General features: G+C 68.1%; 22 protein-coding genes. 9 read left to right on the top strand and 13 right to left on the bottom strand.

Annotated features, from left to right (window positions below):
- Positions 1-2: 2 nt before the first annotated feature.
- From EJF31_RS00260 to EJF31_RS00230, 7 genes are read right to left on the bottom strand one after another with little or no spacing between them, the layout of a single operon-like run.
- A complete protein-coding gene (locus tag EJF31_RS00260; RefSeq protein ID WP_125035118.1) occupies positions 3-527 on the bottom strand; it encodes a 3-hydroxyanthranilate 3,4-dioxygenase in 525 nt (174 codons plus the stop codon).
- Positions 524-958 (bottom strand): RidA family protein, encoded by a 435-nt coding sequence (locus EJF31_RS00255; RefSeq protein WP_125035117.1) that lies wholly within the window; start codon positions 956-958, stop codon positions 524-526. Before EJF31_RS00255 ends, EJF31_RS00260 begins: the two co-directional genes overlap by 4 nt.
- Positions 951-1,742, bottom strand: coding sequence for a 2-keto-4-pentenoate hydratase (locus EJF31_RS00250; RefSeq protein ID WP_125035116.1), 792 nt, complete (start codon positions 1,740-1,742; stop codon positions 951-953). The genes EJF31_RS00255 and EJF31_RS00250 overlap by 8 nt, the downstream gene beginning before the upstream one ends.
- Positions 1,739-2,749, bottom strand: a complete 1,011-nt coding sequence (gene dmpG / locus EJF31_RS00245; RefSeq protein WP_125035115.1) for a 4-hydroxy-2-oxovalerate aldolase — start codon at positions 2,747-2,749, stop codon at positions 1,739-1,741. Before dmpG ends, EJF31_RS00250 begins: the two co-directional genes overlap by 4 nt.
- Positions 2,746-3,666, bottom strand: a complete 921-nt coding sequence (locus tag EJF31_RS00240; protein ID WP_125035114.1) for an acetaldehyde dehydrogenase (acetylating) — start codon at positions 3,664-3,666, stop codon at positions 2,746-2,748. Before EJF31_RS00240 ends, dmpG begins: the two co-directional genes overlap by 4 nt.
- Positions 3,663-4,421, bottom strand: a complete 759-nt coding sequence (locus tag EJF31_RS00235; RefSeq protein WP_260430556.1) for a 2-keto-4-pentenoate hydratase — start codon at positions 4,419-4,421, stop codon at positions 3,663-3,665. The genes EJF31_RS00240 and EJF31_RS00235 overlap by 4 nt, the downstream gene beginning before the upstream one ends.
- Positions 4,422-4,450: 29 nt before the next feature.
- Complete coding sequence (locus EJF31_RS00230; RefSeq protein ID WP_125035112.1) at positions 4,451-5,917, bottom strand: 2-hydroxymuconic semialdehyde dehydrogenase; 1,467 nt, start codon at positions 5,915-5,917, stop codon at positions 4,451-4,453.
- 82 nt (positions 5,918-5,999) lie between these two features.
- Between EJF31_RS00230 and EJF31_RS00225 the strand changes: the two genes are divergently transcribed.
- Positions 6,000-6,923 carry a LysR substrate-binding domain-containing protein gene (locus EJF31_RS00225; protein ID WP_125035111.1) on the top strand — a complete coding sequence of 308 codons (924 nt, stop codon included), beginning with the start codon at positions 6,000-6,002 and terminating at the stop codon, positions 6,921-6,923.
- Positions 6,924-6,989: 66 nt separating this feature from the next.
- On the opposite strand, the gene ald is transcribed toward EJF31_RS00225, so the two are convergent.
- The gene (gene ald / locus EJF31_RS00220; protein ID WP_125035110.1) at positions 6,990-8,108 is read right to left on the bottom strand and encodes an alanine dehydrogenase; all 1,119 of its coding nucleotides are present in this window, start codon (positions 8,106-8,108) and stop codon (positions 6,990-6,992) included.
- A gap of 133 nt (positions 8,109-8,241) precedes the next feature.
- Here ald and EJF31_RS00215 point away from each other — a divergent pair, with 133 nt between their 5' ends.
- The 3 genes from EJF31_RS00215 to EJF31_RS00205 all read left to right on the top strand — a co-directional run bounded on the left by EJF31_RS00215 (position 8,242) and on the right by EJF31_RS00205 (position 9,613).
- A complete protein-coding gene (locus tag EJF31_RS00215; RefSeq protein ID WP_125035109.1) occupies positions 8,242-8,694 on the top strand; it encodes an Lrp/AsnC family transcriptional regulator in 453 nt (150 codons plus the stop codon).
- Between the two features lie 65 nt (positions 8,695-8,759).
- Entirely contained in the window at positions 8,760-9,200 is a 441-nt protein-coding gene (locus EJF31_RS00210; protein WP_221767396.1) for a nitroreductase/quinone reductase family protein, read from the top strand.
- A complete protein-coding gene (locus tag EJF31_RS00205; protein WP_125035108.1) occupies positions 9,197-9,613 on the top strand; it encodes a nitroreductase family deazaflavin-dependent oxidoreductase in 417 nt (138 codons plus the stop codon). Before EJF31_RS00210 ends, EJF31_RS00205 begins: the two co-directional genes overlap by 4 nt.
- Before the next feature lie 99 nt (positions 9,614-9,712).
- Here EJF31_RS00205 and EJF31_RS00200 read toward each other — a convergent pair whose 3' ends face one another.
- On the bottom strand, positions 9,713-10,606 hold the full coding sequence (locus EJF31_RS00200; protein ID WP_125035107.1) for a tryptophan 2,3-dioxygenase: 894 nt from the start codon (positions 10,604-10,606) through the stop codon (positions 9,713-9,715).
- The gene (locus EJF31_RS00195; protein WP_221767395.1) at positions 10,590-11,459 is read right to left on the bottom strand and encodes an alpha/beta hydrolase; all 870 of its coding nucleotides are present in this window, start codon (positions 11,457-11,459) and stop codon (positions 10,590-10,592) included. Before EJF31_RS00195 ends, EJF31_RS00200 begins: the two co-directional genes overlap by 17 nt.
- A 113-nt stretch (positions 11,460-11,572) precedes the next feature.
- Between EJF31_RS00195 and EJF31_RS00190 the strand changes: the two genes are divergently transcribed.
- The 3 genes from EJF31_RS00190 to EJF31_RS00180 all read left to right on the top strand — a co-directional run bounded on the left by EJF31_RS00190 (position 11,573) and on the right by EJF31_RS00180 (position 14,178).
- The gene (locus EJF31_RS00190) at positions 11,573-12,028 is read left to right on the top strand and encodes an Lrp/AsnC family transcriptional regulator (protein WP_125035106.1); all 456 of its coding nucleotides are present in this window, start codon (positions 11,573-11,575) and stop codon (positions 12,026-12,028) included.
- Between the two features lie 127 nt (positions 12,029-12,155).
- Positions 12,156-12,821, top strand: coding sequence for a TetR/AcrR family transcriptional regulator (locus EJF31_RS00185; protein ID WP_125035105.1), 666 nt, complete (start codon positions 12,156-12,158; stop codon positions 12,819-12,821).
- Positions 12,802-14,178 (top strand): amidase, encoded by a 1,377-nt coding sequence (locus tag EJF31_RS00180; protein WP_125035104.1) that lies wholly within the window; start codon positions 12,802-12,804, stop codon positions 14,176-14,178. The genes EJF31_RS00185 and EJF31_RS00180 overlap by 20 nt, the downstream gene beginning before the upstream one ends.
- Before the next feature lie 5 nt (positions 14,179-14,183).
- On the opposite strand, the gene EJF31_RS00175 is transcribed toward EJF31_RS00180, so the two are convergent.
- Genes EJF31_RS00175 through EJF31_RS00165 form a run of 3 tightly spaced genes read right to left on the bottom strand, consistent with a single transcriptional unit; the run spans position 14,184 to position 16,829 of the window.
- Positions 14,184-14,813: a 3-oxoacid CoA-transferase subunit B gene (locus EJF31_RS00175; RefSeq protein ID WP_125035103.1), complete on the bottom strand. Its 630-nt coding sequence runs from the start codon at positions 14,811-14,813 to the stop codon at positions 14,184-14,186.
- A 1-nt stretch (position 14,814) separates the two neighbouring features.
- Positions 14,815-15,630, bottom strand: coding sequence for a CoA transferase subunit A (locus tag EJF31_RS00170; RefSeq protein ID WP_125035102.1), 816 nt, complete (start codon positions 15,628-15,630; stop codon positions 14,815-14,817).
- Positions 15,627-16,829: an acetyl-CoA C-acetyltransferase gene (locus EJF31_RS00165; RefSeq protein WP_125035101.1), complete on the bottom strand. Its 1,203-nt coding sequence runs from the start codon at positions 16,827-16,829 to the stop codon at positions 15,627-15,629. Before EJF31_RS00165 ends, EJF31_RS00170 begins: the two co-directional genes overlap by 4 nt.
- On the opposite strand from EJF31_RS00165, the gene EJF31_RS00160 reads away from it, so the two are divergent.
- Positions 16,713-17,900 (top strand): LysR substrate-binding domain-containing protein, encoded by a 1,188-nt coding sequence (locus EJF31_RS00160; protein WP_260430555.1) that lies wholly within the window; start codon positions 16,713-16,715, stop codon positions 17,898-17,900. The genes EJF31_RS00165 and EJF31_RS00160 overlap by 117 nt on opposite strands.
- A gap of 15 nt (positions 17,901-17,915) precedes the next feature.
- Positions 17,916-20,234: a LuxR C-terminal-related transcriptional regulator gene (locus tag EJF31_RS22225; protein WP_125035100.1), complete on the top strand. Its 2,319-nt coding sequence runs from the start codon at positions 17,916-17,918 to the stop codon at positions 20,232-20,234.
- Positions 20,235-20,327: the final 93 nt, after the last annotated feature.

Here is a 20,327-nt window from a genome sequence, read left to right as displayed (position 1 = left end):
CCTCAGCCCTTGCCCGGGTGCAAGGCACCGCAGTTGCTGCAGGTTCGAGCCTCTTCGGAGCTGTAGAACTGCTCGAAGACGGGCGGAAGGTCCTGGACGATGTCGCGCACCTGGAGCTCGACCTCGTGGACCTGACGGTGGCATTCGAGGCAGAACCAGACGAAATTCTCCAGGACACCTTCCTCGCGGATGCGTTCGATGACGATGCCGATGGCACCGGACTCGGGCCGCTGCGGCGAGTGGTAGACGTTGCGCGGAAGCATCCACATCTCGCCCTCGCGGACGTCGACGCGAACCGGCCCCTCCTCGGTCATGACATTGACGTGCATGTCGCCCTTGACCTGGTAGAACCACTCCTCGTAGGGGTCGAGGTGGTAGTCGGTTCGCTGGTTGGGTGAACCCAAGACCTGGACGATGAAGTCACCCATCGGTTCCCAGACCTGTTTGTTGTTCACGGGGGGTCTCAGCAAGTGCTCGTTCTCGGCGATCCACTTCGTGAAGTCGATAACCGGAGGAATGGTCGTCATGCGCTGTTCTCCTTCAGGTGTGCTGCGCGGTGAGCGATGGCCTGGATCTCGATGAGCAGGTGCGGGTGCGGAAGCTGGTGCACGGCGACGGTGGTGCGCGTGGGGCCTGTTTCGTCGAAGTAGGTGGCGTACGTCTCGTTGTAGCCTCCGAAGTCGTTCATGTTTACGAGGAAGGTGGTGACCTGCACGACGTCGTCGAGCGAGCTGCCGACGTCCGCGAGGATGTCCGCGATGTTGTCCAGGACGGCCTTGGTCTGAGCCCGGATGTCGAGGTCGGTGACCCCGAGCTCGTCCACGGTCGCGCCCGCGATCGTGTTGTCCGCGCGCCGGCTGCTCGTGCCCGACACGAAGATCAGGTCGCCGGCCTGCTTGACGTGCGGGAACCGCCCACGAGGCGTTGCCTTTCCTTCGACGACGACTCCGTCAGCCATGATCGCCGCCGATGGAGACACTCACGCGACCGAAGCCCTCGACCGTCGCTTCGACGTACGAGCCGGGGGTGACCGGGAGCGGAGCGGCGGCGGTAGCGGCACCGGCGAGGATCACGATTCCGGCGGGCAGGGCGAACCCGTGGGCGCGCGCCATCCGCTTGACCGCGGCAACGGCGCGCAGCGGGTCCCCCAGGATCGCCGCGGTGGAGCCGGTCTCGGCGATCTCGCCGTCGATCTCGAGCACGACCCCGAGGTTGGCGAGGTCGCGGCGTGCCCGGACCTCTTCGAGGCTGATCCACGGCCCGAGAACGTAGCCGGCAGCCGAGGTGTTGTCGGCGACGACGTCCTCGAGGGTGAAGGAGAAGTTGCGGTACCGGCTGTCGATGACCTCGAGAGCGGGCGCGACCTGAGTCACCACCGGTACGGCGTTCGGGTCACCGGGATCGACATCGACGTCGAGCCGGAACGCGACCTCGGGTTCGACGCGTGGGTGGATGAACCGGGCCGGATCCACGGAGCTGCCGTTCGCGAAGCACATGCCCTCGGTGACCGAGCCGATGATGACGTCGGAGACACCCATCTGCTCCGCCTTGGCCCGGCTCGTGAAGCCGAGCTTGACCCCGGACACGGTGTCACCGCGCTGGACGCGACAGGCGACGAGCCGGTGCTGCACCGCGTAGGCCTGCTCGAGGGTCAGCGGCATGCGCGAGGTCACCTGGTCGACCGGTGACGCATCTGTCGCCGCGCTGTCGAGCATCTCCACGATGCGGTGGATGTCGTTCATGCCGTCTCCTTGGCCAGGTCGAGAGCGACGTCAAGGATCATGTCTTCCTGACCGCCGACCATCTGTCGCCTGCCCAGCTCGACGAGGATGTCTCGGACATCGAGACCGAATCGGTCGGCAGCGCGCTCCGCGTGCAGCAAGAAGCTCGAGTACACGCCCGCATAGCCGAGCATCAGCGTCTCCCGGTCGACTCGGACGGGCCGCCTCTGCAGCGGACGCACCAGGTCCTCTGCCGCATCCTGCAGCGCGAACAGATCGCAGCCGTGGTCCCAGCCGAGAAGGTTCGCGACCCCGATGAACGCCTCCAGAGGGCAGTTCCCGGCTCCGGCACCCTGGCCGGCCAGAGACGCGTCCACGCGGGTGACACCGTTCTCGACGGCAACGACGCTGTTGGCCACGCTGAGCGACAGGTTCTCGTGTGCGTGGATGCCGATCTGGGTCCGCGGATCCAAAACGTCGCGATAGGCCGCGACGCGAGCTGCCACGTCAGCCATCGTGAGCCGCCCACCCGAGTCGGTCACGTAGACGCACTGCGCGCCGTAGCACTCCATCAGCTTCGCCTGGACCGCCAGGCCCTCAGGCGAGTTGAGATGGCTCATCATCAGGAACCCGGAGACGTCCATGTCGTGCCTGCGAGCCCAGTCGATGTGCTGCGCCGACACATCGGCTTCGGTGCAGTGGGTCGCGACCCGCACGCTGACCACACCGAGGTCGCGGGCTCGCCCCAGGTCCTCGATGGTCCCGATCCCGGGGAGAAGCAGCGTCGTGAGCTTCGCGTTCTCGACGACCTCGGCCGCGGCCGCGATCCAGTCCTCGTCCGAGCGGGCGCCGTGGCCGTAGATCGACGAGGACCCTCCCAGCCCGTCTCCGTGCGCCACCTCGATGGCGTCCACGCCCGCGGCGTCGAGCGCCCCGGCGATGGCGCGCACGTTCTCGAGCGAGTACGAGTGCCCGACGGCATGCATGCCGTCCCGGAGAGTGACGTCTTGGATGTAGAGGTTCGTCATGACGGGTTCCGGTGACGGGCGATGCGCACGGCAGTGCGAACGGCTGCCGAGGTCATCACATCGAGGTTGCCGGCGTAGTCGGGCAGGTAGTGCCCGGCCCCGGTGACCTCGAGGAAGACGGCAACCTCGGTGCCGTGGAACGGGCGACCGAGCGAGGGCACGAACGCGTACGCGACATCGTTGAACTGAACCGCCTGCTTGAGGACGTAGCCCGGCACGTACTGCTGGACCTGCCCGACCATCTGTTCGACGGACGCGGCGATGGCAGCGCGATCGGCTTCCTCGACGAGGCAGAACACGGTGTCTCTCATGACGAGCGGCGGTTCGGCGGGGTTGAGCACGATGACGGCCTTTCCGCGCCGAGCGCCACCGACTCTCTCGATCGCGGCTGCGGTCGTCTGGGTGAACTCGTCGATGTTCGCTCGTGTGCCCGGTCCGGCCGAACGCGAGGCGATGGAGGCCACGATCTCCGCGTACGCCACCTCGGTGACCGCCGCGACGGCAGCGACGACGGGAACGGTCGCCTGTCCCCCGCAGGTGACCATGTTGACGTTGTCGGCACCGAGGTGGTCCTCGAGATTGACGGGTGGAACGACGTACGGGCCCAAGGCAGCAGGGGTCAGGTCGATCATCTGCTTGCCCCGCGCCCTGACAGCTTCGTAGTTGCCCCGGTGCGCACCGGCGGAGGTGGCGTCGAAGACGATGCCGACGTCGTCGAGCTCCGCCATCTCCAGGAGCCCGGCGACACCGCCGGCCGTGGTCGCGATGCCCAGTCGGCGGGCGCGCGACAGGCCGTCGGAGGTCTCGTCGATGCCGACGAGGGCGGCGACGTGCAGCTCGTCGGTCGTGCGCATCACCTTGAACATGAGGTCGGTGCCGATGTTGCCAGAGCCGATGATCGCGACGCCTGTGCTCATTCCTCTTCTCCCGCGTAGAAGGTGGCCGTGACGTCGCCGACACCGGAGATCGTCGCTCGGTAGCTGCCGGCCGCGACCGGCACCACCGGCCCGAGGGCCCCGGAAAGGACCACATCGCCGGCGCGAAGTGGCTGCCCGAGACCCGCGAGGGTCCGCGCAAGCCACACGACCGCAACCACCGGATCGCCCAGGCAGGCCGCCCCGGCCCCTGTGGAGAGAACCTGATCCTTGTGGTCCAGGCGCATCCCGGCGGCCGCGAGGTCGACATCGATGAGGCGGGTCGGCCTGGTCCCCAGCACGAACGCACCGCTGGACGCGTTGTCGGCAATGGTGTCCGCGAGGCCGATGTCCCAGTTCACGATGCGCGAGTCGACGATCTCGATGGCCGGCAGCACGTACTCCGTTGCCGAGATGACCGACGCCGCTGTGATCGGGCCGTACACCAGGTCACGGTTCAGGACGAACGCGATCTCGGCCTCCGCACGCGGCTGGACGAACCGGCTCAGCGGGATCGGCTGCCGGGTGACGTACGCCATGTCGTCGAAGAGGACACCGAAGTCCGGCGACCCGACGCCGAGCTGGGCTTGCACGGCCTTCGAGGTCAGTCCGACCTTCCGGCCGACGACCTTCGCACCGGCCGCTTCGCGAGCCGAAGCCACGATGCGCTGGACCTCGTACGCGGCACGCTGACCACCGTCCTCGATCAGGTCACGCACCGGTGCGCACGGCGTCAGCGTCCGGTGGGCGGCGATCAAGCGATCCGCTGCCTCTTGGATCCGGGCTCTCACAGCTGGACGCTCACGTTCGTCGGTTCGGTGTAGAAGGCCATCGAGTGACGCCCTCCCTCACGGCCGATGCCGGACAACCCGACTCCGCCGAAGGGCGACCGAAGGTCACGCAGGTACCAGGTGTTCACCCAGGACATGCCGACCCGCATCTGCTGTGCGACCCGGTGACCCCGCTGCAGGTTGGTGGTCCACACAGCCGACGCCAGGCCGTACGGACTGTCGTTCGCCAGTCGCACCGCCTCGTCCTCGCTCTCGAAGGGGACGAGGGCAGCGACCGGTCCGAACACCTCCTCACGCACGACACGTGCGGTGTTGTCGAGACCGGTCCACAAGGTCGGCTCGATCCAGGCGCCGCGGTTCAGGTCGGCGCCGAGGTCTGGGATGCCGCCGCCCGCCAGGACCTCGGCGCCCGCCTCGACCGCGAGATCCAGGTAGGAGGAGACCTTGGCTCGGTGCGCCTGGGAGATCAGGGGTCCCGTCGTTGTCGAAGCCTCGTAGGGATCACCGAGGACCAGGCCGCGGGCGAACGCCGTCAGTCCGTCGGCGACGGCTTCGAAGACCGGACGTTCGACGTACACCCGCTCGGTGCACAGGCAGACCTGACCGGTGTTCGTGAAGACGGAACGCCCAAGCCCTTGGATGGTCGCGTCGAGGTCGGCGTCGGCGAAGACGACCGCGGCGTTCTTGCCACCGAGCTCGAAGGACACGGGGCGCACGCGTGGTGCGACCGCCCGCATGATCGCCGACCCCGTCGAGGACTCCCCCGTGAACGTGACCCCGTCGATGTCAGGATGAGTTGTCAGGTACTCCCCTGCAGAACTCGCCCCGTAGCCGTGGACGACGTTGTAGACGCCCGCAGGGACTCCGGCGGCGGCCATCACCTCGGCAAGCAGCGTCGCGGTCGACGGGGTCTCCTCGGACGGCTTGACGACGACCGCGTTCCCGCACGCCAGAGCCGGCGCCACCTTCCACGTCAGAAGGAGGAGGGGCAGGTTCCACGGCACGACCACCGCAAGCACCCCGAGCGGTTTGCGGACCGCGTAGTTCAGGGCCCGGCGGCCGTCCGGAAGCTCGGTGAGGAACGAGTCGAGCCCTTCGGAGCTGACCGTGTCGGCGAACTGGCGGAAGTTGACGACCGCACGGCCGACGTCCAGCTGCCGCGCGAGCGATGCCGGCTTGCCCGTGTCGCGGACCTCGGCCTCGACGAAGTCGTCGAAGCGTTCCTCGATGCCGTCCGCAACCCGCCGCAGCAGCGCAACACGCTCCGGCACACCGGTGGCACCCCAGGGCCCGTTCAACGCGCGCCTTGCGGCCTGAACCGCACGATCGACGAGCACCGAGTCCGCCAGGTGCACGTCAGCGACCACGACTCCGTCCACCGGGCTGACCTTGTCGAAGCTGCTGGGTCCGTCGACGAAGAGTCCGTCCACGAAGTTCCGCACCGGTACCCGGTTGACTGGCATGACCCGACGGTAGGCATTCCGCGATATGCCTGTCCAATGCTTGTTCTGCATCTTCCCATACCTAAATCGCTATGATTGCTCGATGGCGCACGACAAGTTGCTCGATGGACGGCTCAAGCTTCGGCACCTGACGCTCGCGGTCACCATCGATGAGCACGGCACCATCGTCGGCGCCGCACAGGCTCTCCACGTGACTCAACCCGTCGTCACCCGAGGTCTGCGCGAGCTGGAGAGCATCCTCGGGGTCGACCTGTTCGACCGCGGACCACGCGGCGTGAATGCCACACCGTTCGGGATCGCGTTCCTCGACCATGCGCGCGCGGTCATCGCACAGCTTCGCCAGGCCGAGCGCCAGCTGGAGCTGCTCACGTCCGCGGACATCGGCACCGTCACCGTGGGCATCCACCTGGCCGGCGCGAACGTGATCCTCCCGAGGGCGATCGCGGCGGTCAAGGCACGCCACCCGAGCCTGACGGTCGTCGTCCGCGAATCGACGCCCGACGTCCTGACCAACGCCCTGATGGCGGGTGAGTGCGATCTGGTCGTCGGCAGGCTCTCCGTCGATCCGTCCGCGGAGACCGTCCAGCGGCTGCTCTACCGCGAGCCCATCCGCCTGGTCACCCGGGCCGATCATCCCGCACAGAGGCTGCGAGCCCCGAGGCTCGACGACCTGGTCCAGCACCCGTGGATCCTGCCCCTCGAGCAGACGGCACTCCGCGCCGAGCTCGAGGCGCTGTTCGCCCAGGAGGGCGTCGACCTGCCCGCGAACCGTGTCGAGTGCACCTCGATCCTCACGCTTCGCGAGCTACTGCTCCGGACGGACTCGGTGGCCGCCCTCCCCCGGTCGATCGCGACCGAGCAGGGCTTGAGGCCCTTGGCCACGAAGCTGCGGTCGATAGGTCGCGCTGTGGGGGTGACGACGCCGGCCAACCGCCCGACGTCGCCGGCCACGAAGGCGCTCCTCGACGAGCTGTCCAGGCAGGGAGAACTTCTCGAGCAAGGCTGAGCAAGTCGAGCCGGTGCCGGCGGTTGTTGCCGCCGGCACCGGCTCTCCCGCCGGCTCGCGGGGTCGTTACGAGCCGACCAGCGCGGACGGGGATTCCGCGCTGATGCCGAGCGCCTCGCCGACCTGCGCGTTGGCGAGAACGCCGGCGTGGGCATTCAGGCCGAGCGCAAGGGCAGGGTCACGTCGGAGTGCGTGCTGCCAGCCGAGGTCCGCCAGCTCGAGGACGTACGGGAGGGTCACGTTGGTGAGAGCGAACGTGGAGGTGCGGGCGACCGCGCCCGGCATGTTCGCGACGCAGTAGAAGATGCTGTTGTGCACCTGGAACGTCGGCTCCTGGTGCGTGGTCGGGCGCGAGTCCTCGAAGCACCCGCCCTGGTCGATCGCGATGTCGACGAGCACGGACCCCTCCTTCATCGTCGCGACGTCGGCGTTCGAGACGAGCTTCGGCGCCTTCGCGCCGGGGACGAGCACCGCGCCGATCACGAGGTCCGCGTCGGTCAGGCGCTGCCGGATCTCGTGGCCGGTCGAGACCACGGTCTTGACCCGCCCGTTGAAGTGGGCGTCGAGCTGACGGAGGCGGTTGGCCGACAGGTCCAGGATGGTGACGTCAGCACCCAGACCGACCGCCATCGATGCCGCATGGAAACCGGAGACGCCGCCACCGATGACCAGGACGTTGGCGCCGGCGACGCCGGGCACTCCGCCCAGGAGCACGCCGCGGCCGCCGTGCGGCTTCATGAGGTGGTAGGCGCCCACCTGGGTGGCGAGGCGGCCGGCGACCTCGGACATCGGCGCGAGGAGCGGCAGCGAGCCGTCTGCCTCCTGCACGGTCTCGTAGGCGATGGCGGTGGTGCGCGAACCCAGGATCGCCTGGGTACCGGTCGCGTCGGCAGCCAGGTGCAGGTAGGTGAAGAGGACCTGGTCCTCGCGCAGCTGGTCGTACTCGGCAGCGATCGGCTCCTTGACCTTGAGCAGGAGGTCTGCGTCGGACCAGACGTCGGAGGCCCGCTGGACGATGATCGCGCCCGCGTCGGAGTACTCGCTGTCGGTGAACTGCGCGCCCTTGCCCGCGCCGGCCTGGACGAGCACGTGGTGGCCCCGCCGTACGAGCTCGGCCGCGCCACCCGGGGTCAGCGCGACCCGGTACTCGTGGTTCTTGATCTCCGAAACGACGCCGACCTGCATCTGTACTCCCTAGTGTGGTTGGAGCCATGATTCTGTTCATCCTGCTGATTCAGATGCAAGAGATTGGCGCTATATTCTGTTGACGCTGGATTGATTGCCTGTTTCTTCTGTCACTACGGCCGCGGAGGCCCGGATGCCGAACAATGTTCACGAGCTCGACGACGTCGACCGCACCCTCGTCCGGCTTCTCCGCAGCGACGGCCGGATGCCGAACAACGAGCTCGCGGGCCGGGCCGGCATCGCGCCGTCGACGTGCCTGACCCGGCTGCGCCGGCTCCGCGACGCGGGCGTGATCCGCGGCATCCACGCCGATATCGACCCAGCGGCTCTGGGGCGACCGATCCAGGCGATGATCGCGGTCCAGGTCACCTCGACCGCGCGGGGCGCCGTCGACGAGTTCGTCCAGGATGTCCGCAGGCTCCCCGGCGTGCTCAACGTCTACTTCGTCTCCGGCCGCGACGACTTCCTGGTTCACGTCGCAGTCAGCGACACCAACGAGCTGCGCGCGCTGGTCGCCGAGGACCTCGGCAGCGCAAAGGTGGCCAGGACCGAGACCAAGCTGATCTTCGAGCACTTCGCCAGGTGACTCCTCGCCCCTCAATCTGTACTATCAAGTACAGATCGATTCGCCGCCGCACGCGAGGAGCAGCCATGACCATGTCCCCGGCCGAGTGGGACGCGAAGGCCGCCGCACTCATCGACGAGTTCCGCCGGAACGACGGCCTGGTCGGCGGCGAGTTCACCGGGATCCCTCTCCTCGTCCTGCACACCAACGACGCGGAGGACGGGCACGACCGGGTCAACATGGTCATGTACCGCGAGGACCGAGGGCGACGGATCATCATCGCCTCGCACTCCGGCCTGCCCGAGAACCCGGTCTGGTTCGGCAACCTGATGGCGGCCGGCGTGGCGACCATCGAGGTCGCCGGTGCGATCGAGATCGTGAGGGCAGTCGAGGTCGAGGGCGAGGAACGCGATCGGCTCTACGCCCTCCAGGCGGCGGACTGGCCCGACTTCAAGGACTACGAAGCTCGCACCGACCGGCGGATCCCCGTCGTCGCACTGACCACGCTCCAGGGGAGGCAGTCGTGAACGACTACAACAACCGCGTCATCGCAGAGTTCCGCGCCAACCAGGGGCGGGTCTCGGGCCCGTTCGAAGGGACTCCGATGGTGCTCGTCCACCACGTCGGCCGCCGCTCCGGCACTCCGCACGTGAGCCCGATGATGTACCTGCCCGGCGCGGATGGCACCTTGTACGTCTTTGCCACCAACTCGGGGTTCGCAGAGAACCCAGCCTGGTACTACAACCTGGTCGCCGCCGGCTCCGCCACGGTCGAGGTCGGTACCGAGACCTTCGCGGTTTCAGTCACTGAACTGTCCGGCGCCGAGCGGGACCGCGTCTACGCCGAGCAGGCTGCCCTCTATCCCGGGTTCGCGGACTACGCGGAGAAGACCGAGGGAATCCGTACGATCCCGGTCCTCCTTCTGACCCGCACCGCGTAGGAGCTTCAGCCCAAGACGACCCGCACGACGTTGGCCATGAACGAGCGAGTGCCGGCCGAGTCTCTTGACTCGGCCGGCACCCCTGGGTTCGTCGTCGTTCTACGGAAGCTCCGTGCGGACTTCCCAGAGCTCGGGGAAGAACCGGTGGTTCACGATGGCGCGGAGCCACTCGACGCCGGACGTTCCACCGGTCCCGATCTTGAAGCCGATGATGCGCTCGACGGTGAGGAGGTGCTTCATCCGCCAGTGGCTGAAGGCGTCTGCGACCTCCATCAGGGCTTCACCGAGCTGGAAGAAGACGTCCTCCGGGTCGTTCTTCCGGTAGATGGAGAGCCAGGCCGCGGTGACGGACGCATCGGGCTGGTAGCCGGCGGTGACGTCCCGGTCCAGGTAGGCCTGCTCGATGTCGAAGCCGTTGCGCTTGAGGGCAGCGTTCGCGGTGTCCCACAGGCTGGGAGCCTCGAACACCTCGACGAGGGCCGGGTAGATGACCGGCACGCCCTGGTGCGGCTTGAGCATGTGCTCGTTCTTGTTCCCGAGGCTGAACTCGAGGGCGCGGTACATGTAGGACTGGAAGCCCGAGGAGGTGCCGAGGTAGTCGCGGAACGAGTTGAAGTCGTTCGGCGTGAGCGTGTCGAGCATCGGCCAGAGGCCACGCAGCAGGGTCAGGATCTCCTTGACGCGGCGGATGTACTTCATCGCGGCGCCGAAGTTGTCCTTGTCCAGCTGGCGCTGAGCCTCCTGGACCTCGTTGACGGTCAGCTTGAAGAGCAGCTCCATGACCTGGCCGGCGACGTAGAACGTCATCTCCTCGTGGGAGGGGCTCCTCGGGTGCTGGAGCGAGAGCAGCACGTCGATCGACTGGTAGTCGATGTACGGAGTGCTCTCCCCTTCGAAGTCGAGCATCGGCTTCCCGCCGGTCGACGCGGACTGCGCTGCTCGGACCGCCTCGGTTGCGACGTCCAGGTTGCGCGGCTCAATCGGTGCTGCCATCTGTCCATTTCCTTTCCTTCTCAAGAACTTCACGGCCGAGGCCGGTGCTCGGGTCTGCCAGGTCGTGCACGAGGTCGAAGTGGTTGCGGCCCGCGATCTCGAGCTCGGTCACCTCGGCGCCGGAGCGAGCGAGCGCCGCGGCCATCGCCCGGCTCTCGCGCTTGAAGGTGTCGGTCTCGTGCTCGCCCCACGCGAGGATCGCCGGCGTGCTGATCTGCCGGTCCTGGACCAGGAGCAGGGGGCTGAGCTCGAGCGCGCTCTCGAGCGTCAGCCGCACGGCGTCGTTGATGTAGGTGCTGAGGAGTGGGCTGAGCTCGTAGACCCCGGAGAGCAGGACGACACCCTTGACCGGATTGCCGGCGACCCCTCGGGACTCCCAATCGGTGATGGCGACCATGGCCGCGAGGTGGGCACCGGCCGAGGAGCCGGAGAGGATGATGCGGCCAGGGGCGAAGCCGAGCTGATCCGCGTTCAGGAAGAGCCACGCGACGGCGTCGCGGCACTGCTCGACGATCGCCTCGAGGCTCGCGTGCGGAGCCAGGGTGTAGTTCACCGCGGCGTAGGAGTCGCCGCGGGCGTTGAACCACTGGGCCGGGAAGCTCGCGTCGTCCTTGCTGAGCGCCTGCCAGTACCCGCCGTGGAGGAACACGTGGAGGATGCCGGTGTTCGCGCGCGGCGGGACGAACAGGTCGAGCACCTCGTCGGCGGAGGAGCCGAATTGGAGGGTGGTGGGCGAGATCTTGCCGCGGACCGCTTCGCTCATCGTGCGGTATTCGGCCTCGAGAACCTCGAGGCTGTCGACCATGCTGCTGGGCGAGTACTCGCGCTCGAGCGCGGACCAGGTGTCGGACACGCCATCAACGCTAGTCGGGTGTTTGGCGGGTAGACATACGCAACTGTCGGGCGCGAGCGGGCTCTGGCCTTACGAATGGTTCGTCTTCAACACAGTTCGCCTAACATCGGGTTGTGGACGACATTGACTGGAGCATCGTCGAGCTCCTCCAGCGAGATGGCCGGATCTCCATTCGAGAGCTCGCTCGCCAGATCTCCCTGTCGGCGCCGGCGACCGCGGAGCGGGTCAAGCGCCTGGAGCAGTCCGGGGTGATCGTCGGGTACACCGCCGTGGTGGACCCCCAGGCTGTCGGGCTGGGGATCCGGGCGATCATCCGGATGGGGTGCGAGAACACGATCAAGTGCGTCAGGCGGGAGCTGGACCCGGACCTGTTCCCGGAGATCGTCGAGATGCACCGGGTGAGCGGCGACGACTGCTCGGTGCTCATCGCGTACGCCCGCGACGTCGAGCATCTCGAGAACCTCATCGACCGGCTCGCACGATGGAGCCGAGCGTCGACCACCCTCATCCTCTCGACGCCGCTTCCGCGGACCGTGCTACGCCGAGAGGTGCTGGCACCCCTGAGCTAGCCCGAGCTAGCCCAAAGCTAGCCCCGCCACGGCCCTCTCGGGCGTTTCGGCTCGCCCAAGACTGTACGACCGGGTACAGTTGCGTGTTCAGCGGGGGTCCGCGAGTCAGGAAGGGCGATGGAGTCGAATGCCGGCCAAGAGTGGAAGCACGAGCGAGGTTGCTGAGGTTCGGCGTCCTGGTGGGCGACGGGCGGAGGAGAAGCGTGCAGCGATCGTCGCCGCGGCACGCGAGACGTTCCTCGCGAACGGCTACGGCGTCAGCATGGACACGGTGGCGGCGGAAGCCGGCGTCTCGAAGGTGACGGTCTACAACCACTTCGGCAGCAAAGAGGCGCTCTTCATCGCCATCATCAATCACGAGCTCGACGAGGCCCTCAAGAATGGTGTGCAGATCGTCGAGCGGCGCCTCGCCGACACCGAAGACCTGCGCGGCGACCTGATCAACGCCTGCCGCGCCTGGGTGGCCGGCATCGCCGCGCCCGTGGTGATGGACCTCCGCGCCGTCGTCGTGGGCGAGCTCCGGCGCTTTCCGGAGCTCGGTCATGCGTGGCAGACGCGCGGCCCGCTGCGGTTTCACCCGGTCATCGCCGAAGCCCTGAGCCGGTTGGTCGAACGAGGGGACCTGGTCATCGAGGACATCGACCTCGCGGTCCTCCAGCTCTCCGGCCTGGTGGTCTCTCCGAACCTCGTCTACGGCGGTTACGGAAGCCCGCTGAGCGACGAGCTGAAGGACCGCCTGATCGTCGCCGGTGTTGACGTCTTCCTGAGCCGTTATGCCCGACAGGCCGCCTGACCTTCACCGGCTGTCGGCTTCCTCTCTGATTGCCGGCTTCACCTCGGGTGCGTTCAGCCCACCGGAGGTCGCCGACGCGCTGCTCGAGCGGATCAACGGCCTCGACGACCAGCTGAACTCGTTCACCTCCGTGAACGTCTTCGCTCGGCTGCACGCCGAGTACTCCGCGCACCGCATCGCGTCAGGCCGAGCGCGGCCACTCGAAGGCGTCCCGGTGGCCGTCAAGGACCTCATCGACACCGACTTCCTGCCGACGACGTACGGGGCCGCCATCTACCGAGGGCACCAGCCGGGAGCCAACGCGGAGGTCGTCCAACGCCTCCTCGACGCAGGTGCCGTCATCATCGGCAAGACCGCCACCCACGAGTTCGCGTGGGGTGTCACCACGGACAACCCGCACTTCGGGCCGACGCGCAACCCGTGGGACCCCACCCGTGTCCCCGGCGGCTCCAGCGGGGGTTCGGCCGCCGCCCTGGCGGCCGGCTTCTGCCCCGTCGCCATCGGCACCGACACCGCCGGCTCCATCCGCATCCCGGCGGCCCTGTGCGGGGTCGCGGGCCTTCGGCCGACCTACGAGTCGGTCAGTGCGATCGGCGTGCACGCGTTGGCCCCGACCTTGGACACGGTCGGTCCGATGGCTCGCACGGTCGCGGACCTCCGCTTGGTGGCGCAGGTGCTCAACCCCGGCCTCTCGTACGACGACGCGGGGCAGAAGCGGCTTCGGGTGGCGGCCGTCCAGGGCACGGGAGGGCAGGAGACGGGCAGGGCCGCCGTGCAGCTGGCAGTGGACCTGCTGAGGACCGACCCACGGTTCGAGGTCGTCGAGCTGGACGCCGCCCTCCCGGCGTTCGACCCGTATGCGCTCATGTCGACGATCGTCCTCGCCGAGGGACTGCGCACTCACCGGTCACGGGGAACGTGGCCGAGCCAGGCAGGGCGATACGGGGCTGACGTCCGCCAGCGGTTGGAGTATGCAGGTCGGTTGAGCGACGCTGATTACGAGCGTGCCATGGAGCAGCGGAGCGAGTTGACGGCGAAGGTTCGGCGACTCATGCAGAACGTCGACGTCCTGGTCGGTCCGATCGTCCACGTGCCGCCTCGTAAGGTCGAGGACCGTTCGCCTGAGGTCGAGACCGCGTTCCGTACTGGCGTCATGACCGATGCGGCACTACAGAGTCTTACGGGGCTGCCCTCGTGCGTGGTGCCTGTGGGCGTGGCCGAGGGCCTTCCGGTCGCTGTGCAGTGCACCGCGGACCTCGGACGCGACGCCTGGGCGATGTCGGTCGCCGAGGCCATCGATTCGGCGGTGGGCGATGACGTCACGCCCCCGATGCTCCGACCTGACGGGCCGTGCTGAGCTGACTACCCCCGCACGGGCGCGTCGGTCGCCGCGGCGACGTGAGCCACGGTCACCCCCGGGGCCAGGTCCACGAGCTCGAACCCGTCACCGGCGACGTCGAGGACCGCGAGGTCGGTGACGACCCGGGAGACCACGCCTCTGCCGGTGAGCGGCAGGTCGCACGCCTTCACGAGCTTGGCGCTTCCGTCACGCGTGGTGTGCTCCATCAGGACGACGACGCGCCGAGCCCCAGACACGAGGTCCATGGCGCCGCCCATCCCCTTGACCATCGAGCCGGGGACCATCCAGTTGGCGAGATCGCCGTCCATCGACACCTGCATGCCGCCGAGGACGGCGACGTCGATGTGACCGCCGCGGATCATGGCGAAGCTTTCTGCGGAGTCGAAGAAGGAGGCGCCGGGGTTGACGGTGATGGTCTGCTTCCCGGCGTTGATGAGGTCGGGGTCGACCTCGTCGTCGTACGGGAACGGCCCCACGCCGAGCACTCCGTTCTCGGAGTGGAGCGTGACTCCGGAGTCCGGGTCGAGGTGCTCCGGGATGAGCGTGGGAAGCCCGATCCCGAGGTTCACGTACTGCCCGTGCGCGAGCTCGCGCGCCGCCCGCGCGGCCATCTGGTCCCTGGTCCACGGCATGTCAGGCACTCTCGCTCTCGGTCAGGCGTTCAGGTGCCGCGCTCGTGCCGGGACGGTGGCCGCGCGTGGTGCGCTTCTCGATCCCCTTCGCCGCGGCCTGGGCGGGTGTCAGCGCCACGACCCGGTTGACGTAGATGCCCGGGAGGTCGATCTCGGCGGGGTCCAGGGCACCCACCTCTACCACGGACTCGGCCTCGACGATGGTGACGCGTCCCGCCGTGGCGGCGGCCCGGTTGAAGTTCTGGGCGGCTCCGCGGAAGACGCAGTTGCCGGCCCTGTCGGCGACGGCGACCCGGACGAGGGCGTAGTCGGTGGTGATGGCCTCCTCGAGGACCATGGTCGTTCCGTGGAAGTCGCGGACCTCTTTGGGCGGGGACGCGAGGGCGACGGATCCGTCGACGTGGTAGCGCCACGGGAGACCGCCCTCGGCGACGAGGGTTCCGGCTCCGGTGGGGGTGAAGAAGGCCCCGATGCCGGCGCCGCCGGCGCGCAGGCGCTCGGCGAGCGTGCCTTGCGGGGTGAGCTCCACGGTGAGCTCTCCGGCGAGGTACCGGCGGGCGAACTCCTTGTTCTCACCGACGTACGACGCGATGACGCGGCTGATCCTGCCGTTCTCGAGGAGGAGCCCGAGGCCTCCCTGGTCGACCCCGCAGTTGTTCGACACGATGCGCAGGTCGTCAGCTCCTCCGGCCAGCAGAGCGTCGATGAGCGTCGTGGGTACGCCGGAGAGCCCGAAGCCGCCGACGGCGAGGCTCGATCCGGACTCGACGTCGGCGACCGCTGCTGCCGCGCTGGCGACGACCTTGTCGACGCTCATCGGGCCACCCGCTCGAAGACGGCGGCGATGCCCTGGCCGCCGCCGATGCAGAGCGTCTCGAGCCCGTACCGCGCCTCGCGCCGCTCCATCTCGTGCGCGAGCGACGCCAGGATGCGCGCCCCGGTGGCTCCGACCGGGTGCCCGAGCGAGATGCCGGACCCGTTGGGGTTCAGTCGCGGGTCGCCCGGGTCGACGTCCCACTCGCGGAGGCAGGCGAGGACCTGGGCCGCGAACGCCTCGTTCAGCTCGATGACGTCGAGGTCGTCCAAGGTGAGGCCGGCCCGCCCGAGCGCGACCTGGGTCGCGCTCACCGGGCCGATGCCCATCGTCTCCGGCCGCACCCCGGTCACCGCCGCCGCCCTGAGCGCGAGCAGGGGGCGGAGTCCATGGCGCCGGGCGTTGTCCAGCGTCGTCACGATGCAACCCGCTGCCCCGTCGTTCTGCCCGCTGGCATTGCCCGCGGTCACGGTTGCGGCCGGGTCCGCTCGTCGGCGCACCGGTCGAAGCTTCGCCAGGTCCTCGAGGGTGAGGTTCGGCCTCGGGTGCTCGTCGTCACGGACGAGGCCTGCCTCCCCGCGAAGTGCCACCGGGACGAGCTCGTCATCGAATCGCCCAGCGGCCATGGCCGCGGTCGCTCGCTGGTGCGACTGGAGCGCGAACGCGTCCTGGTCGTCTCGGGAGATGACGTACGCGCGCCGCAGGTTCTCCGCTGTCTCCAGCATTCCGCCCGGGATGGGGTGGTTCCGCCCGCCCGCGGTCTCCCGCGCCCGGTCGAGCCGGTCGACGAGCTCGATCCCTCCCTGCCTCTTCCCCGTGCGCAGTCCGGTCGCGTAGTGCTCGACCTGCGACATCGACTCGGCGCCACCGGCGATGACGAGGTCGGCGCTGTTGGTCGCGATCTGGCCGGCGGCGTAGAGGACGGCCTGAAGACCCGATCCGCAGCGGCGGTCGACCTGGACACCCGGCACCCGGTCGAGCCCCGCGTCGAGGGCGACGATCCGACCGAGCGCCGGAGTCTCCCCGTTCGCGTAGGCCTGCCCCAGGACGATGTCGTCGATGTGCTGCGCGTGGAGGCCGGTGCGGTGGAGAAGCTCGCCGACGACCGTGCCGGCGAGCTCGGCGGCCGAGAGGGCGGCGAGCGCTCCGCCGAAACCCCCGACGGGCGTCCTGAGTGGTTCGCAGATGACGATGTCGGGCATGACCCTGAACCTAGGACCAGCCGCTCATATTCTGAAGTACTGCTTTCGTTCGGATTAATACTGTGCAAATCTGAATCTGTGGAACTGCGGCATCTTCGTTACTTCGTGGCGGTAGCCGAGGAGCGGCACTTCGGACGGGCGGCCGAGCGTCTGCACATGGCCCAGCCGCCGCTCTCGACGCAGATCAGGCAGCTCGAGGCGGAGCTCGGCTTCCCGCTGTTCGCGCGGACCACGCGCCGCGTGGAGCTGACCGACGGCGGCCGGGCCTACCTCGAGCACGCCCACGCGATCCTGAACGCGGTGGAGGTGGCCGGCCGTCAGTCACGTCGGGTTGCCGAAGGGCTTGAGGGGCGGCTAACCGTCGGATGCGTGGGTTCGGCGACGTACGACTTGATGCCGCGTTTCACTCGGGCGTTGCGCACGGCTCAGCCGGACGTCGAGGTCACCATCCAGGGGGAGATGCTGGTCGTGGACCAGGTCGACGCCCTGAGGTCAGGCGACCTCGACATCGCGCTGCTCCGTCCCCCGGTCCACGAGCCCGCACTGACGATGCGGCCGCTGCGGTCCGACCGGCTCGTCGCCGCCGTGCCCGACAGCCATCCACTCGCAGCTCGACCGAGCATCGATGTGCGCGCGCTCGAACGAGAACCGCTGGTCGTGCACAGCTCACGCGGGTCCGTCATGCACCGGCTCGTGCTCGACCTGTGCGAGTCGGCCGGGTTCACTCCCCTGGTGAGTCACGAGGTCGTGGAGACGTCGACGCTGGTCTCGTTCGTCGCTGCGGGACTCGGCATCGCCGTCGTGCCCGAGGGCGTCTCGAAGCTGGGGGTGCCCGGCGTGCGGTACTGCGCACTCAAGGGCGCCACCGTCGAGCTGTGTGCCGCAACACGGACCCATGAGACTCGACCGTTGGTCGCCCGAGCGCTCGAGATCCTCGTCGAGGTCCTGCCGGAGCCGGCTGTCGAGACGCCGTCCAGTGAGCGACCGGAGGACACCGACAGGGACGGCACCGGCCGCCTATTCTGGGGTGGTGAACGCGGGCACATCGACGCACGATCCGCATCTTGCTGAAGCGTGACACCTGGCATGCCATCGACCCACGTGCGCATCCATGGCGACAATCTTCCGGCGGAGGTGAGCAGCTTCGTCGGCCGTCGGCGAGAGGTTGCTCGTCTCAGGCAGATGCTGGAGTCGGCGCGGCTCGTGACGGTCACGGGCATGGCGGGGGTCGGGAAGTCGCGTCTCGCCCTCAGGGCCGCGCACGAGGTTCGGCGGGCGTTCGCCGACGGTGTGTGGCTCGTCGACCTGAGCGCTCTGCAAGGCGGGGACTTGGTCACGGGCCAGGTCGGTGTCGCACTCGGCTTGAGTGACCACTCCGGCCGATGGTCGGCAGCAGAGCTCGGTGACCATGTCGCTGATCGACAGCTACTGCTGGTGCTGGACAACTGCGACCATCTTCTCGACGCGATCGCCGGCCTGCTGGCGAGATTGTTACGCACCGCTCCCCGCTTGCGGGTGATCGTCACTTCCGCTCAACCGCTGGGCATTGCGGGAGAGCATGTGCTCGCCATCGGCCCGTTGTCGCTCCCCGAGCCGGATGTGGAGCCGGGTCCCCCGTCAGAGGGCTTGGCCCATTACGAGGCCATCAACCTGTTCCTCGAGCGGGGCCGAGCGGCCTCGCAGGACTTCGAGGTGACCTCGGCCAACTATGCCGCCGTCGTTCGGATATGCAGGTCGTTGGACGGTCTGCCCTTGGCCCTCGAGCTCGCTGCGACGCGGTTGAGGATGCTTTCACCCGAACAGATCGCCTCTCGCATCGACGACCGGTTCCAGCTGCTGACAGGCCAGGACCACTCCGCGCCGGTGCGGCAAAGAAGCCTGGAGGCTCTCCTTGCCTGGAGCTACGACCTGTGCTCACCCACCGAGCGAGCTCTTTGGTCGCGACTCGCGGTGTTCTCCGGTGATTTCGACCTCGATGCTGCCGCCGCCACCGTGATCGACGACCAACTCCCGGAAGAGGCCTTTTTGCGCGGCATGGGTGGCTTGGTTGATCGATCCGTGGTGTCTTCACAACCCACTGAGCCACGCCGGCGGTATCGCATGCTCGAGAGCATTCGCCAGTACGGGTTGTCCCGATTGCAAGGCGACGAGCAGGCGGCATTCAGATTGAGGCACCGCGACTACTTCCAGCGCGTTGCCGAAGACACCGAGGCGGGCTGGTCCGGTCCTCTCCAGAGCGACCTGCTCCGACGGTCGACCGAGGAGCATCACAACCTGCGTGCGGCCCTGACCTACTCACTCGGTCAGCCACACCAGATGGCTGCTGGCTTGCGCCTCGCTGCGACGATGTGGCCTCACTGGCTGAACGGCTACGTCGGTGAAGGTCGCGCATTCTTGACCAGGGCGCTGGAGGCGGTCACCGAGCCCTCCCCCGCGCGGGCGAAGGCGTTGTGGGTCGATGCCTATTTGCGTCTCTTCCAGGGTGACATTTCGGGGGCGGTCTCCGAGCTCAGCCTCAGTGAGGAGATCTCGAACAATTTCGATGATGACGATGGACGGGCCCACGCCGTCGAGTACCAAGGTTTCGCGGCACTGCTGGGTCGCGACTGGGCCACTGCGTCAGCGTTGTGCGAGAAGGCCGCGGCGATGCATCGCTCGCTGGGCAATGGATTCGACGTCACCATGTCGTTGGCTCGGTGGGGGCTCGCTGAGCACTTGGCGGGACACACAGCCCAGGCTCACACGTGCCTCCAGGAGGCCCAAGCAGCAAGTGAGGCCTGCTCCGAGAGCTACGGGCGGTCGGTCGTGCACTGGATGCGTGGCGTGGTGCGGTTCGACGAGGGGGACCTTCAGGGCGCTGAAACGGAGCTGCGCGAGAGTCTGCGACTCAGGCAGGTCCTGCGCGACCACTTGGGGATGGCGCACTGTGTGGAAGTGCTCACCTGGGTCGCGACCAGCGGCGCAGCTCACACGCGGGCGGCTCGCCTTCTCGGTTTCGCCGAGGCGTTGTGGCGCCTCACCGGCGCCACCTTCTTTCCGCACCTTCAGGATCGCGACGAGGAGTGCCATCGAGCGCTCGAGGGTGCGCTGGGTCGCGAAGCGCTGTCCTCGTCGATCGCTGAGGGTGCGCGTATGGGGATCGATGACGGCGTGGCGTATGCCTTGGGAGTCTCATCGGAGTCGATTCCGCGCACGACGCAGGCACATGGCTCTCCGGTGCTGACGCGCCGCCAACGCGAGATTGCCGCACTGGTGGCCGAAGGGCTGAGCAACCGCGAGATCGCTGCCCGATTGGTCATCTCGCAACGTACGGCTGAAGCCCACGTCGAAAACATTCTGACGAAGCTGGGATTCACCTCCCGCGCACAAATCGCATCATGGGTCGCTCAACGCCTGCACGATTGATGATCATCAGGTCTACAGACCGATAGGGATGGTCCGAGCCCAGCCGATCCAACCGAGCACGCTGGCCGAGCTCCAAACACTCATCGACGCCTT

Origin of the sequence: Nocardioides sp. LS1 (assembly GCF_003865225.1) — a bacterium.
GTDB lineage: Bacteria > Actinomycetota > Actinomycetes > Propionibacteriales > Nocardioidaceae > Nocardioides > Nocardioides ginsengisegetis.
The sequence above is the reverse complement of the archived record's forward strand: the minus strand, read 5'-3'. Positions and strand labels throughout refer to the sequence as shown.

What these genes read in the sequence shown, in the direction of transcription:
- ald (WP_125035110.1), bottom strand. Translation starts at nt 8,108, where the DNA reads ATGCAGGTCGGCGTCGTTTCGGAGATCAAGAACCACGAGTACCGGGTC.
- EJF31_RS00200 (WP_125035107.1), bottom strand. Translation starts at nt 10,606, where the DNA reads ATGGCAGCACCGATTGAGCCGCGCAACCTGGACGTCGCAACCGAGGCG.
- EJF31_RS00210 (WP_221767396.1), top strand. Translation starts at nt 8,760, where the DNA reads ATGACCATGTCCCCGGCCGAGTGGGACGCGAAGGCCGCCGCACTCATC.
- EJF31_RS00260 (WP_125035118.1), bottom strand. Translation starts at nt 527, where the DNA reads ATGACGACCATTCCTCCGGTTATCGACTTCACGAAGTGGATCGCCGAG.
- EJF31_RS00180 (WP_125035104.1), top strand. Translation starts at nt 12,802, where the DNA reads ATGCCCGACAGGCCGCCTGACCTTCACCGGCTGTCGGCTTCCTCTCTG.
- EJF31_RS00240 (WP_125035114.1), bottom strand. Translation starts at nt 3,666, where the DNA reads ATGAGCACAGGCGTCGCGATCATCGGCTCTGGCAACATCGGCACCGAC.
- EJF31_RS00185 (WP_125035105.1), top strand. Translation starts at nt 12,156, where the DNA reads ATGCCGGCCAAGAGTGGAAGCACGAGCGAGGTTGCTGAGGTTCGGCGT.
- EJF31_RS00215 (WP_125035109.1), top strand. Translation starts at nt 8,242, where the DNA reads ATGCCGAACAATGTTCACGAGCTCGACGACGTCGACCGCACCCTCGTC.
- EJF31_RS22225 (WP_125035100.1), top strand. Translation starts at nt 17,916, where the DNA reads ATGCCATCGACCCACGTGCGCATCCATGGCGACAATCTTCCGGCGGAG.
- EJF31_RS00250 (WP_125035116.1), bottom strand. Translation starts at nt 1,742, where the DNA reads ATGAACGACATCCACCGCATCGTGGAGATGCTCGACAGCGCGGCGACA.
- EJF31_RS00175 (WP_125035103.1), bottom strand. Translation starts at nt 14,813, where the DNA reads ATGCCGTGGACCAGGGACCAGATGGCCGCGCGGGCGGCGCGCGAGCTC.
- EJF31_RS00165 (WP_125035101.1), bottom strand. Translation starts at nt 16,829, where the DNA reads ATGCCCGACATCGTCATCTGCGAACCACTCAGGACGCCCGTCGGGGGT.
- dmpG (WP_125035115.1), bottom strand. Translation starts at nt 2,749, where the DNA reads ATGACGAACCTCTACATCCAAGACGTCACTCTCCGGGACGGCATGCAT.
- EJF31_RS00255 (WP_125035117.1), bottom strand. Translation starts at nt 958, where the DNA reads ATGGCTGACGGAGTCGTCGTCGAAGGAAAGGCAACGCCTCGTGGGCGG.
- EJF31_RS00225 (WP_125035111.1), top strand. Translation starts at nt 6,000, where the DNA reads ATGGCGCACGACAAGTTGCTCGATGGACGGCTCAAGCTTCGGCACCTG.
- EJF31_RS00230 (WP_125035112.1), bottom strand. Translation starts at nt 5,917, where the DNA reads ATGCCAGTCAACCGGGTACCGGTGCGGAACTTCGTGGACGGACTCTTC.
- EJF31_RS00170 (WP_125035102.1), bottom strand. Translation starts at nt 15,630, where the DNA reads ATGAGCGTCGACAAGGTCGTCGCCAGCGCGGCAGCAGCGGTCGCCGAC.